General features: G+C 71.3%; 11 protein-coding genes. All 11 read left to right on the top strand.

Going from position 1 to position 12,532, the window contains the following annotated elements:
* Positions 1-5 precede the first annotated feature (5 nt).
* The 11 genes from ACIBAI_RS03545 to nuoL are packed head-to-tail and all read left to right on the top strand — an operon-like array spanning position 6 to position 12,529.
* On the top strand, positions 6-560 hold the full coding sequence (locus tag ACIBAI_RS03545) for an NADH-quinone oxidoreductase subunit B family protein (RefSeq protein WP_055635348.1): 555 nt from the start codon (positions 6-8) through the stop codon (positions 558-560).
* A complete protein-coding gene (locus ACIBAI_RS03550) occupies positions 557-1,303 on the top strand; it encodes an NADH-quinone oxidoreductase subunit C (protein WP_399030784.1) in 747 nt (248 codons plus the stop codon). Before ACIBAI_RS03545 ends, ACIBAI_RS03550 begins: the two co-directional genes overlap by 4 nt.
* Positions 1,300-2,631, top strand: coding sequence for an NADH-quinone oxidoreductase subunit D (locus ACIBAI_RS03555; RefSeq protein ID WP_399030785.1), 1,332 nt, complete (start codon positions 1,300-1,302; stop codon positions 2,629-2,631). The genes ACIBAI_RS03550 and ACIBAI_RS03555 overlap by 4 nt, the downstream gene beginning before the upstream one ends.
* On the top strand, positions 2,628-3,554 hold the full coding sequence (gene nuoE, locus ACIBAI_RS03560; RefSeq protein WP_399030786.1) for an NADH-quinone oxidoreductase subunit NuoE: 927 nt from the start codon (positions 2,628-2,630) through the stop codon (positions 3,552-3,554). The genes ACIBAI_RS03555 and nuoE overlap by 4 nt, the downstream gene beginning before the upstream one ends.
* Positions 3,551-4,897 (top strand): NADH-quinone oxidoreductase subunit NuoF, encoded by a 1,347-nt coding sequence (nuoF, locus tag ACIBAI_RS03565; protein WP_399030787.1) that lies wholly within the window; start codon positions 3,551-3,553, stop codon positions 4,895-4,897. Before nuoE ends, nuoF begins: the two co-directional genes overlap by 4 nt.
* On the top strand, positions 4,894-7,398 hold the full coding sequence (locus ACIBAI_RS03570; protein WP_399030788.1) for an NADH-quinone oxidoreductase subunit G: 2,505 nt from the start codon (positions 4,894-4,896) through the stop codon (positions 7,396-7,398). The genes nuoF and ACIBAI_RS03570 overlap by 4 nt, the downstream gene beginning before the upstream one ends.
* Complete coding sequence (gene nuoH, locus ACIBAI_RS03575) at positions 7,395-8,774, top strand: NADH-quinone oxidoreductase subunit NuoH (RefSeq protein ID WP_399030789.1); 1,380 nt, start codon at positions 7,395-7,397, stop codon at positions 8,772-8,774. The genes ACIBAI_RS03570 and nuoH overlap by 4 nt, the downstream gene beginning before the upstream one ends.
* On the top strand, positions 8,767-9,408 hold the full coding sequence (nuoI, locus tag ACIBAI_RS03580; protein WP_344599621.1) for an NADH-quinone oxidoreductase subunit NuoI: 642 nt from the start codon (positions 8,767-8,769) through the stop codon (positions 9,406-9,408). Before nuoH ends, nuoI begins: the two co-directional genes overlap by 8 nt.
* Positions 9,405-10,247 carry an NADH-quinone oxidoreductase subunit J gene (locus tag ACIBAI_RS03585; RefSeq protein WP_399030790.1) on the top strand — a complete coding sequence of 281 codons (843 nt, stop codon included), beginning with the start codon at positions 9,405-9,407 and terminating at the stop codon, positions 10,245-10,247. The genes nuoI and ACIBAI_RS03585 overlap by 4 nt, the downstream gene beginning before the upstream one ends.
* Positions 10,244-10,543, top strand: coding sequence for an NADH-quinone oxidoreductase subunit NuoK (nuoK, locus tag ACIBAI_RS03590; RefSeq protein ID WP_030778338.1), 300 nt, complete (start codon positions 10,244-10,246; stop codon positions 10,541-10,543). Before ACIBAI_RS03585 ends, nuoK begins: the two co-directional genes overlap by 4 nt.
* 15 nt (positions 10,544-10,558) lie before the next feature.
* The gene (gene nuoL / locus ACIBAI_RS03595) at positions 10,559-12,529 is read left to right on the top strand and encodes an NADH-quinone oxidoreductase subunit L (RefSeq protein ID WP_399030791.1); all 1,971 of its coding nucleotides are present in this window, start codon (positions 10,559-10,561) and stop codon (positions 12,527-12,529) included.
* The last annotated feature ends 3 nt before the right edge of the window (positions 12,530-12,532 follow it).

A 12,532-nucleotide genomic window follows, 5' to 3' on the forward strand; every position in this document is an offset into this window, starting at 1 on the left:
TAGTCATGGGACTCGAAGAAAAGCTGCCGAGCGGTTTCCTGCTGACCACCGTCGAGCAGGCCGCGGGCTGGGTGCGCAAGGCGTCCGTCTTCCCCGCCACGTTCGGCCTCGCCTGCTGCGCCATCGAGATGATGACCACCGGCGCGGGCCGCTACGACCTGGCGCGGTTCGGCATGGAGGTCTTCCGCGGCTCGCCGCGCCAGGCGGACCTGATGATCGTCGCGGGCCGGGTGAGCCAGAAGATGGCGCCGGTGCTGCGCCAGGTCTACGACCAGATGCCGAACCCCAAGTGGGTGATCTCCATGGGGGTCTGCGCCTCCTCCGGCGGCATGTTCAACAACTACGCCATCGTCCAGGGCGTCGACCACATCGTCCCGGTCGACATCTACCTCCCCGGCTGCCCGCCACGGCCGGAGATGCTGATGGACGCCATCCTCAAGCTCCACCACAAGATCCAGAACTCCAAGCTCGGCGTGAACGCCGAGGAGGCGGCCCGCGAGGCGGAGGAGGCGGCGCTCAAGGCCCTGCCGACGATCGAGATGAAGGGGCTGCTGCGGTGAGCGACGCCCACAAGGACACGGACGGTGTGAACCCCGAGAAGGCGCTGTCCGCCGAGAACCTCCCGGGCCGGCGGGGCCAGGGCGGCGAGGAGATCCGCGTCCAGCGCGGCATGTTCGGCGCGAACAACGGCGGCGACACCTCCGGCTACGGCGGACTGGTGCGCTCGGTCCGGCTCCCGGGACCGGCGAGCAGGCCCTACGGCGGCTGGTTCGACGAGGTCGCCGACGAACTGGAGGGCGCCCTGGAGGAGCAGGGCCTGCTGCCCGCGAACGCCCTGGAGAAGACGGTCGTCGACCGCGGCGAGCTCACCTTCCACGTCGAACGCGAGCACCTGGTCCGCGTCGCCAGGACCCTGCGCGACGACCCGGCCCTGCGCTTCGAACTGTGCACCGGCGTCAGCGGCGTCCACTACCCGAACGACAAGGGACGCGAGCTGCACGCCGTCTACCACCTGCGGTCGATCACCCACAACCGGCTGATCCGCCTGGAGGTGAGCTGCCCCGACGGCGACCCGCACATCCCGTCGCTGGTCCCGGTCTACCCGACCAACGACTGGCACGAGCGCGAGACGTACGACTTCTTCGGCATCGTCTTCGACGGCCACCCGGCCCTGACGCGGATCATGATGCCGGACGACTGGCAGGGCCATCCGCAGCGCAAGGACTACCCCCTCGGCGGCATCCCCGTCGAGTACAAGGGCGCCCAGATCCCGGCTCCGGACCAGCGGAGGTCGTACTCATGAGCACGCACACTCCCTCCTCGGCCTCCGCCCGCGAGACCACCGAGGGCACCGTCTACACGGTCACCGGCGGCGACTGGGACGAGGTCGTCGAGTCCGCGGCCCGCGCCGACGACGAGCGCATCGTCGTCAACATGGGCCCGCAGCACCCCTCCACGCACGGGGTGCTCCGCCTGATCCTGGAGATCGAGGGCGAGACCGTCACCGAGGCCCGCTGCGGCATCGGCTACCTGCACACCGGCATCGAGAAGAACCTCGAGTACCGGACGTGGACCCAGGGCACCACGTTCGTGACGCGCATGGACTACCTGACGCCGTTCTTCAACGAGACGGCGTACTGCCTCGCGGTCGAGAAGCTCCTCGGCATCGAGGACCAGGTCCCGGACCGGGCCACGGTCATCCGCGTGCTGCTGATGGAGCTGAACCGGCTCTCCTCCCACCTGGTGTGCATCGCCACCGGCGGCATGGAGCTCGGCGCCACCACGATCATGATCTACGGCTTCCGGGACCGCGAGCTGATCCTGGACATCTACGAGCTCATCACGGGCCTGCGGATGAACCACGCGTACATCCGCCCCGGCGGACTCGCCCAGGACCTGCCGCCCGGGGCGGTGGACCGGATCCGCGAGTTCGTGAAGAAGATGAGGAAGAACCTCCCGGAGTACGACAAGCTCGCCACCGGGAACCCCATCTTCAAGGCCCGCATGCAGGACATCGGCTACCTCGACCTGGCCGGCTGCATGGCCCTCGGCGTCACCGGCCCGATCCTGCGCTCCACCGGCCTGCCGCACGACCTGCGCAAGGCCCAGCCGTACTGCGGCTACGAGACGTACGACTTCGACGTCCCGACCGCCGACACCTGCGACGCCTACGGCCGCTTCCTGATCCGCCTGGAGGAGATGCGCCAGTCGCTCAGGATCGTCGAGCAGTGCCTGGACCGGCTCCAGCCCGGCCCGGTCATGGTCGCCGACAAGAAGATCGCCTGGCCCGCCCAGCTCGCCCTGGGACCGGACGGACTGGGCAACTCCCTCGACCACATCAAGAAGATCATGGGCACCTCCATGGAGGCCCTGATCCACCACTTCAAGCTGGTCACCGAGGGTTTCCGCGTACCGCCGGGACAGGCGTACGCGGCGGTCGAGTCGCCCAAGGGCGAACTCGGGGTGCACGCCGTGTCCGACGGCGGCACCCGCCCCTACCGGGTCCACTTCCGCGACCCGTCCTTCACCAACCTGCAGGCCATGGCGGCGATGTGCGAGGGCGGCCAGGTCGCCGACGTCATCGTCGCCGTCGCGTCCATCGACCCCGTGATGGGAGGCGTCGACCGGTGACCACCAGTTCCTCGGAACGGGGCGTCAGCCTGGGCATGCCGGAACTGCCCGCGCCCGACTACCCGGACGACGTCCGGGCCCGGCTGGAGGCGGACGCGCGCGAGATCATCGCCCGCTACCCGGACTCCCGGTCCGCCCTCCTGCCGCTGCTGCACCTGGTGCAGTCGGAGGAGGGGCACGTCACACGCACCGGAATGCGATTCTGCGCGGAGACGCTCGGCCTGACCACGGCCGAGGTCACCGCGGTCGCCACCTTCTACACCATGTACCGGCGCAAGCCCTCCGGCGACTACCAGGTGGGGGTGTGCACCAACACGCTGTGCGCGGTGCTGGGCGGCGACGCGATCTTCGAGACCCTCCAGGAGCACCTGGGCGTCGGCAACGGCGAGACCACCGACGACGGCAAGGTCACCCTGGAGCACATCGAGTGCAACGCGGCCTGCGACTACGCGCCGGTCGTGATGGTCAACTGGGAGTTCTTCGACAACCAGACCCCGGCGAGCGCCAAGCGGCTCGTCGACGACCTGCGCGCGGGCCGGCCGGTCTCACCGACGCGCGGGGCGCCCCTGTGCACCTTCAAGGAGACCGCCCGGATCCTGGCGGGCTTCCCCGACGAGCGGGAAGGGGCCGTGGAGGCCGGCGGCAGCGCGGGCCCCGCGTCACTCGTGGGCCTCCGCCTGGCCCGGGGGGAGAGCGCACCCGCGCGCGTGGTGCACCCGCGGGACGGCGGACCGCACGACGAGCCGCAGGACCGGGCGGTGCACCAGCCGTCCCCGGCGGAGCACCTCAGCTCGCACGACGCGCCCCAGGACACCTCGGCCTCCGACCCGGCCCACCCGTCACCCGCCACCACCCCGGACGAAGGGGCGGCGCCCCGCCCATCCGACGGGGCGGGTCCTGCCGCCGAGGAGGGGAAGCGATGACCTCGGCAACCGAGATCAAGGACACCAGCCCGGAGAAGCTGCTCGCACCCGTGCTGTCGGCCTTCTGGGACGAGGACGGGTCCTGGACGCTGGACGTGTACCGAAGGCACGGAGGATACGAGGGACTCCGCAAGGCGCTGGCCATGCCGCCGGACGACGTGATCGCGTACGTCAAGGACTCCGGCCTGCGGGGCCGCGGCGGCGCCGGCTTCCCGACCGGGATGAAGTGGCAGTTCATCCCCCAGGGAGACGGCAAGCCGCACTACCTCGTCGTCAACGCCGACGAGTCGGAGCCCGGCACCTGCAAGGACATCCCGCTCCTGTTCGCGAACCCGCACAGCCTCGTCGAGGGCATCGTCATCGCGTGCCACGCCATCAGGTCGTCGCACGCCTTCATCTACCTGCGGGGCGAAGTCGTCCCCGTCCTGCGGCGGCTGCACTCGGCCGTGCGCGAGGCGTACGCGGCGGGCTACCTCGGCAGGGACATCCTCGGCAGCGGACTCGACCTCGACATCACCGTGCACGCGGGCGCGGGCGCGTACATCTGCGGCGAGGAGACCGCGCTGCTGGACTCGCTCGAGGGCCGCCGGGGCCAGCCGCGGCTGCGTCCCCCCTTCCCCGCCGTCGCGGGCCTGTACGCGTGCCCGACCGTGGTGAACAACGTCGAGTCGATCGCGTCGGTCCCCGCCATCCTGCGCAACGGCAAGGAGTGGTTCAGGTCGATGGGCAGCGAGAAGTCGCCGGGCTTCACGCTCTACTCGCTCAGCGGCCACGTGGCCAACCCCGGCCAGTACGAGGCCCCGCTCGGCATCACGCTGCGCCAGCTGCTCGACATGAGCGGCGGCATGCGGCCCGGCCACCGGCTGAAGTTCTGGACGCCGGGCGGCTCCTCCACGCCGATGTTCACCGACGAGCACCTCGACGTCCCCCTCGACTACGAGGGCGTCGGCGCCGCCGGGTCCATGCTCGGCACCAAGGCCCTGCAGTGCTTCGACGAGACGACCTGCGTCGTCCGCGCCGTCACCCGCTGGACCGAGTTCTACGCCCACGAGTCCTGCGGCAAGTGCACGCCCTGCCGCGAAGGCACGTACTGGCTGGTGCAGCTGCTGCGCGACATCGAGGCCGGCAAGGGACGGCCGTCCGACCTCGACAAGCTCGCCGACATCGCCGACAACATCAACGGCAAGTCCTTCTGCGCCCTCGGCGACGGCGCCGCCTCGCCGATCTTCTCCTCGCTCAAGTACTTCCGCGAGGAGTACGAGCAGCACATCACGGGCCGCGGCTGCCCCTTCGACCCGGCCAAGTCGACGGCCTGGGCCGACCGAACGGAGGTGAACGCATGACGGTGACCACGAGCGCTCCCTCCGGGGGCGGCCAGGCGGCCATCCCGCCGGAAGACCTCGTCACGCTGACGATCGACGGCATCGAGATCAGCGTGCCCAAGGGCACCCTGGTCATCCGGGCCGCCGAACAGCTCGGCATCGAGATCCCCCGGTTCTGCGACCACCCCCTCCTCGACCCGGCCGGCGCCTGCCGCCAGTGCATCGTCGAGGTCGAGGGCCAGCGCAAGCCCATGGCCTCCTGCACCATCACCTGCACGGACGGGATGGTGGTGAAGACCCACCTCACCTCGCCCGTCGCCGAGAAGGCCCAGAAGGGGGTGATGGAGCTCCTGCTCATCAACCACCCGCTGGACTGCCCGGTCTGCGACAAGGGCGGCGAGTGCCCGCTGCAGAACCAGGCGATGTCGCACGGCAACGCCGAGTCCCGCTTCGAGGGCAGGAAGCGGACGTACGCCAAGCCCGTGCCGATCTCCCCGCAGGTCCTGCTGGACCGCGAGCGGTGCGTGCTGTGCGCCCGCTGCACCCGGTTCTCCACCCAGGTCGCGGGCGACCCGATGATCGAACTGCTGGAACGTGGCGCGCTCCAGCAGGTCGGCACCGGCGAGGGCGACCCCTTCGAGTCGTACTTCTCCGGCAACACCATCCAGATCTGCCCGGTGGGCGCGCTGACCTCGGCGGCGTACCGCTTCCGCTCCCGCCCCTTCGACCTCGTCTCCTCGCCGTCGGTGTGCGAGCACTGCTCCGGCGGCTGCGCCACCCGCACGGACCACCGGCGCGGCAAGGTGATGCGGCGGCTCGCCGCGCACGACCCCGAGGTCAACGAGGAGTGGATCTGCGACAAGGGCCGGTTCGCGTTCCGCTACGCGCAGCTGCGCGACCGCCTCGACACACCGCTCGTCCGCGACGCCGAGGGCGAGCTGCGGCCGGCCTCCTGGCCGGAGGCGCTGCAGATCGCCGCCCAGGGCCTGCTGGCCTGCCGCGGCCGGACCGGCGTCCTCACCGGCGGCCGGCTCACCGTGGAGGACGCGTACGCGTACAGCAAGTTCGCGCGCGTGGCGCTCGACACCAACGACATCGACTTCCGCGCGCGCGTGCACAGCGGCGAGGAGGCCGACTTCCTGGCCGCCCGGATCGCCGGACGCGGCCGTGACCTCGACGGCACGGGCGTCACGTACACCGCCCTGGAGAAGGCGCCGGCCGTCCTGCTGGTCGGGTTCGAGGCCGAGGAGGAGGCGCCCGGCGTCTTCCTGCGGCTGCGCAAGGCCTGGCGCAAGCACGGGCAGAGGGTGTTCGCCCTGGCCACGCACGCCACCCGGGGCCTGCGGAAGGCGGGCGGCACGCTGCTGCCGGCCGCGCCGGGCACCGAGACCGAGTGGCTGGACGCACTCGTGAACGGCACCGGCCTGGCGGGCGAGGGCGCCGCGGCCGCCGAGGCGCTGCGCGCCGAGGGCGCGGTGATCGTCGTCGGCGAGCGGCTGGCCGGGGTGGCGGGCGGCCTGACCGCCGCCGTACGGGCCGCCGCCGCGACCGGCGCCCGGCTGGCGTGGATCCCGCGCCGGGCCGGGGAGCGCGGCGCCGTCGAGGCCGGCGCGCTGCCGTCGCTGCTGCCGGGCGGACGCCCGGCCACCGACCCGCGCGCGCGGGAGGAGGTCGCCGCCGTCTGGGGCGTCGCGGACCTGCCGCACCGCTACGGCCGCGACACCGGCCAGATCGTCGAGGCCGCCGCGCGCGGGGAGCTCCAGGCGCTGCTGGTGGCCGGCGTGGAGATCGCCGACCTGCCCGACCCGGCACGGGCGCGTGCGGCGCTCGACGAGGTCGGCTTCCTGGTGTCGCTGGAGCTGCGGCCCAGCGAGGTCACCCGCCGCGCCGACGTGGTGCTGCCGGTCGCCGCGGTCGCCGAGAAGGCCGGCACCTTCCTCAACTGGGAGGGACGGGTGCGGTTCTTCGAGGCCGCGCTCAAGCCCGACCAGGCGACCCGCCGCGTGGCGCCCACCGACGGGCGGGTGCTGCAGATGCTCGCCGACGCCATGGACGTGCACCTGGGCCTGCCGGATCTGCGCACCACGCGCGCGGAGATCGACCGGCTCGGCGCCTGGGGCGGGCCGCCGGCCGCGGCCCCCCGGGAGACGGCGGGCACGCTGCCGCGGCCGGCCGCCGGGGAGGCCGTTCTCGCCGGACACCGGCTGCTGCTCGACCAGGGCGTCCTCCAGGAGGGCGACGAGGCGCTCGCCGGCACCCGGCACGCCGCCCGCGCGCGCGTGTCGCCCGCCACGGCCGCCGAGGCGGGCGTGCAGGACGGCGATGTCCTCGCCGTGACCGGACCCGCCGGGGTCGCCGAACTCCCGCTGGAGATCACCGAGATGCCCGACCGGGTGGTCTGGCTGCCGCTGAACTCGGCCGGCTCGGGCGTCGCCTCCGACACCGGGGCGCTGCCCGGCTCCCTCGTCCGCATCGGCCCGGCGGCCCCGGCCGGCGAGGCCCCCGAGGAGGTGGAGGCATGAGCCCGTACCTGGCCGCGGAAGACCTCTCGATGTTCGGCCGCGACCCCTGGTGGCTGGTCGTCGTCAAGGCGGTGTTCTGCTTCGCCTTCCTGATGGTGACCGTGCTGATCTCCATCGTGATGGAGCGCAAGGTCGTCGCCTGGATGCAGCTGCGCGTCGGCCCCAACCGGCACGGCCCCTGGGGCATGCTCCAGTCGCTCGCCGACGGCGTGAAGCTGATGCTCAAGGAGGACATCGTCGTCCGGCGCGCGGACAAGGTGGTGTACGTCCTCGCGCCGATCGTGGCGGCCGTCCCGGCCTTCATGGCGATCGCGGTGATCCCCTTCGGCCCGGCCGGCAACGAGATCTCGGTCTTCGGCCAGCGCACCACGATGCAGCTCACCGACCTGCCGATCGCGATGCTGTACATCCTCGCGGTCGCCTCGGTCGGCATCTACGGCATCGTGCTGGCGGGCTGGAGCTCCGGCTCGACGTACCCCCTGCTGGGCGGCCTGCGCTCCTGCGCGCAGATGATCTCCTACGAGATCGCCATGGGCGCCGCGTTCGCCTCCGTCTTCCTCTACTCCGGGTCGATGTCGACGTCGACGATCGTCGAGCAGCAGACCGACCGCTGGTACGTCCTGCTGCTGCCGGTCTCCTTCCTCCTCTACATCGTGACGATGGTGGGCGAGACCAACCGCGCCCCCTTCGACATGCCGGAGTCCGAGGGCGACCTGGTCGGCGGCTTCAACACCGAGTACTCGTCGATCAAGTTCGCGATGTTCATGCTCGCCGAGTACATCAACATGGTGACGGTCTCGGCCGTCGCGACCACCCTCTTCCTCGGCGGCTGGCGGGCCCCGTGGCCGGTCAGCACGTTCTGGGAGGGCGCGAACCACGGCTGGTGGCCGCTGCTGTGGTTCACCGGCAAGGTCGTGCTGCTGCTGTTCTTCTTCGTCTGGCTGCGCGGCACGCTCCCGCGGGTCCGCTACGACCAGCTGATGAAGCTCGGCTGGAAGGTCCTCATCCCGGTCTCCCTGGTGTGGCTGATGCTCGTCGCGAGCATCCGGGCCCTCAGGAACGAGGGCTACGACTTCGCCGACATCGCCTTCTACGTCGCCGGCGCCGTCCTGGCCCTGCTGCTGCTCTCCTTCGTCGCCGACATGTTCCGCGACCGGGCCGGGCGGGCCGAGCGGCCCGCGGAGCAGCCGCCCACCGCCTTCGACCCGATGGCGGGCGGATTCCCCGTGCCGCCGCTGCCCGGACAGGAACTGCCGCCGGTGCCCCGGCGCCGGCCGCGCCAGGACCGGGAGCTGATCGTCAGTGGCGGGACCGATACGCACCGTGACGGACCCCTGGGTGGATCCGCGGAGGGAAAGGAGGCGTCCGATGGCTGAGGAGCCCAAGGAGACCGAGCCCGGTTTCCTGAACCCCGTGGCCGGCTTCGGCGTGACCTTCAAGGCCATGTTCAAGAAGCGGCTCACCGAGCAGTACCCGGAGCAGAAGAAGACCACCGCTCCGCGCTTCCACGGACGGCACCAGCTCAACCGCCATCCGGACGGTCTGGAGAAGTGCGTCGGCTGCGAGCTGTGCGCCTGGGCCTGCCCCGCCGACGCGATCTACGTCGAGGGCGCGGACAACACCGACGAGGAGCGCTACTCCCCGGGCGAGCGGTACGGCCGCGTCTACCAGATCAACTACGCCCGCTGCATCCTGTGCGGCCTGTGCATCGAGGCGTGCCCCACCCGGGCGCTGACGATGACCAACGAGTTCGAGCTGGCCGACTCCAGCCGCGCCGACCTCATCTACACCAAGGAGCAGCTGCTCGCCGGCCTGGAGGAGGGCATGGTCGAGCCGCCGCACGCGATGTACCCGGGCACGGACGAGCAGGACTACTACCGGGGCCTGGTCACCGAGGCCGCGCCCGGCACGGTCCGCCAGGACGCCCGCTCCCAGGGCGAGGTCGTCCAGGAGGCCGACTCGACCTTCGGCGGGACCGAGCCGGCCTCGAAGAAGGTGATCGGCCGATGACCGCCCAGCTCGCCGCCTACACCACCTCCACCGGAGAGGCCGTCCAGTTCTGGGTCCTCGGCACGGTCGCCGTGATCGGCGCCCTGTGCACCGTCCTCATGAAGAAGGCCGTGCACAGCGCGCTCTGCCTCGCCGGAACCATGATCGTCCTGGCGGTGTTCTACCTCGCCAACGGCGCCTACTTCCTGGGCGTCGTGCAGATCGTCGTCTACACCGGCGCGATCATGATGCTGTTCCTGTTCGTGGTGATGCTCGTCGGCGTCACCGCGGCGGACTCCCTGAAGGAGACCATCAGGGGCCAGCGCTGGCTGGCCCTGCTGTGCGGGCTCGGCTTCGGCATCCTGCTGACCGGGGGCATCGGCAACGCCTCCCTCAGGGAGTTCGACGGCCTCGGCCAGGCCAACGCGGGCGGCAACGTGGAGGGCATCGCCGCCCTGCTCTTCACCCGGTACGTCTTCGCGTTCGAGATCACCGGCGCCCTGCTCATCACGGCCGCGGTCGGCGCCATGGTGCTCACCCACCGCGAGCGCACCGAACGCGCCAGGACCCAGCGGGAGCTGGCCGAGCAGCGCGTCCGGGAAGGCACCCACCTCCCGCCGCTGCCGGCGCCCGGCGTGTACGCCCGGCACAACGCCGTGGACATCGCGGGCCTGCTGCCCGACGGCACCCCGTCCGAGCTCACCGTCAGCAAGACGCTGCGCGAACGCGGCCAGATCCGGGACGTGTCCCAGGAGGCGCTCAACGACCTGCGGGCCCTGGAACAGCGCGCGGAGGAACGCCTGGAGCGCAGGGCCGTCGAGCCGGCGACCTTCAAGCGGCCCGAGGAGGCGTCGAAGTGAACCCGGTCAACTACCTCTACCTCGCGGCCCTGCTGTTCACGATCGGCGCCACCGGCGTGCTGATCCGGCGCAACGCGATCGTCGTGTTCATGTGCGTCGAGCTGATGCTCAACGCCTGCAACCTCGCGTTCGTCGCCTTCTCCCGGATGCACGGCAACCTCGACGGCCAGATCATCGCGTTCTTCACGATGGTCGTCGCCGCCGCGGAGGTCGTCGTCGGGCTCGCGATCATCGTGTCCCTGTTCCGTACCCGCCACTCGGCCTCGGTCGACGACGCCAGCCTGATGAAGCTGTAAGGGGCGCTGGACCGAATGAACACAGAGAACCTGATGGCGCTGCTGGTGGCGGCGCCCCTGCTCGGAGCGGCGGTCCTGCTGTGCGGCGGCCGCAGACTGGACGCCGCCGGCCACTGGATCGGCACGCTGCTGGCGGCCGTGTCCTTCGCGCTCGGCCTCGTCCTCTTCACCGACCTGCTGGGCAGGGACGCCGACCACCGCACCCTGACGCAGCACCTGTTCAGCTGGATCCCGGTCGAGGGGTTCCAGGCCGACGTCGCCTTCCGGCTCGACCAGCTGTCGATGACGTTCGTGCTGCTGATCACGGGCGTCGGCTCGCTGATCCACCTGTACTCGGTCGGGTACATGGAGCACGACGAGCGCCGCCGCCGCTTCTTCGGCTACCTGAACCTGTTCCTCGCGGCGATGCTGATCCTCGTCCTCGCCGACAACTACCTGCTGCTGTACGTCGGCTGGGAGGGCGTCGGCCTCGCCTCCTACCTGCTGATCGGCTTCTGGCAGCACAAGCCCAGCGCCGCGACGGCCGCCAAGAAGGCCTTCCTGGTCAACCGCGTCGGCGACATGGGCCTGTCGATCGCGATCATGCTGATGTTCCTGTGGTTCGGCACCTTCGCCTTCGGGCCGGTGCTCGGCACCCACGAGGAGGCCGGACTCGCCGGCGCGGCCGGCGAGGGCAAGCTCACCGCGATCGCCCTGATGCTGCTGCTCGCGGCCTGCGGCAAGTCCGCCCAGGTGCCGCTGCAGTCCTGGCTCGGGGACGCGATGGAGGGCCCGACCCCGGTCTCGGCCCTCATCCACGCCGCGACCATGGTGACGGCGGGCGTGTACCTGATCGTCCGCTCCGCCGCGGTCTTCAACGGCGCCCCCGACGCGCAGCTGGTCGTCACCGTCGTCGGCGCGGTCACGCTGCTGTTCGGTGCGATCGTCGGGTGCGCCAAGGACGACATCAAGAAGGCGCTGGCCGGCTCGACCATGTCGCAGATCGGCTACATGGTGCTGGCCGCGGGCCTGGGCCCGATCGGCTACGTCTTCGCGATCATGCACCTGGTGACGCACGGCTTCTTCAAGGCCGGGCTGTTCCTCGGCGCGGGCTCGGTCATGCACGGCATGAACGACGAGGTCGACATGCGCCGCTACGGCGGCCTGCGCAAGCACATGCCGGTCACGTTCGTCACCTTCGGCCTCGGCTACCTGGCGATCATCGGCTTCCCCGGCCTGTCCGGCTTCTTCTCCAAGGACAAGATCATCGAGGCGGCGTTCGCCAAGGGCGGCGCCGAGGGCTGGATCCTCGGCGCGTGCGCCCTGCTGGGCGCGGCCGTCACGGCGTACTACATGACGCGCGTGATGCTGATGACGTTCTTCGGCGAGGAGCGCTGGCGGCACGCCCCGACGCCGTCCCCGGACCGGCCCGACGTGGAGCCCGCCGCCGAGACCCGCGGCGCGTACGCCCCGCCGCACCCGCACGAGTCGCCGAAGATCATGACGGTGCCGATGATCGTGCTGGCCGTCGGATCGGTGGCGGGCGGCGCGTTCTTCAGCCTCGGCGACCGCTTCCTGCACTGGCTGGAGCCCGTCACCGGCCACGACCACGGCCACGCGCCGGTCAGCGCCCTGACGGTCACGCTGGCCACGGTGGCCGTGATGGTCCTCGGCGTGGCGATGGCCTACGCGCAGTACGGCCGCCGCCCGGTCCCGGCCGTCGCCCCGCGCGGCTCGCTGCTCACCCGGGCCGCCCGCCGCGACCTGCTCCAGGACGACTTCAACCACATCGTGCTGGTCCGCGGCGGCGAGCACCTCACGCGCTCCCTGGTGTACGTCGACCACACCCTGGTCGACGGCGTCGTCAACGGCACGGCGGCCTCGGTCGGCGGCCTGTCCGGGCGGATGCGCAGGTTGCAGAACGGCTTCGCGCGCAGTTACGCGGTCTCCATGTTCGGCGGCGCGGCGGTCCTGGTCGCCGCGACCCTGCTGATGAGGGCGGTCTGATAC

This window comes from Streptomyces sp. NPDC051041 (genome assembly GCF_044456065.1).
In the GTDB taxonomy this organism is placed as follows: domain Bacteria; phylum Actinomycetota; class Actinomycetes; order Streptomycetales; family Streptomycetaceae; genus Streptomyces; species Streptomyces glaucus.

What these genes read in the sequence shown, in the direction of transcription:
- nuoF (WP_399030787.1), top strand. Translation starts at nt 3,551, where the DNA reads ATGACCTCGGCAACCGAGATCAAGGACACCAGCCCGGAGAAGCTGCTC.
- ACIBAI_RS03585 (WP_399030790.1), top strand. Translation starts at nt 9,405, where the DNA reads ATGACCGCCCAGCTCGCCGCCTACACCACCTCCACCGGAGAGGCCGTC.
- ACIBAI_RS03570 (WP_399030788.1), top strand. Translation starts at nt 4,894, where the DNA reads ATGACGGTGACCACGAGCGCTCCCTCCGGGGGCGGCCAGGCGGCCATC.
- ACIBAI_RS03555 (WP_399030785.1), top strand. Translation starts at nt 1,300, where the DNA reads ATGAGCACGCACACTCCCTCCTCGGCCTCCGCCCGCGAGACCACCGAG.
- nuoL (WP_399030791.1), top strand. Translation starts at nt 10,559, where the DNA reads ATGAACACAGAGAACCTGATGGCGCTGCTGGTGGCGGCGCCCCTGCTC.
- nuoH (WP_399030789.1), top strand. Translation starts at nt 7,395, where the DNA reads ATGAGCCCGTACCTGGCCGCGGAAGACCTCTCGATGTTCGGCCGCGAC.
- ACIBAI_RS03545 (WP_055635348.1), top strand. Translation starts at nt 6, where the DNA reads ATGGGACTCGAAGAAAAGCTGCCGAGCGGTTTCCTGCTGACCACCGTC.
- nuoI (WP_344599621.1), top strand. Translation starts at nt 8,767, where the DNA reads ATGGCTGAGGAGCCCAAGGAGACCGAGCCCGGTTTCCTGAACCCCGTG.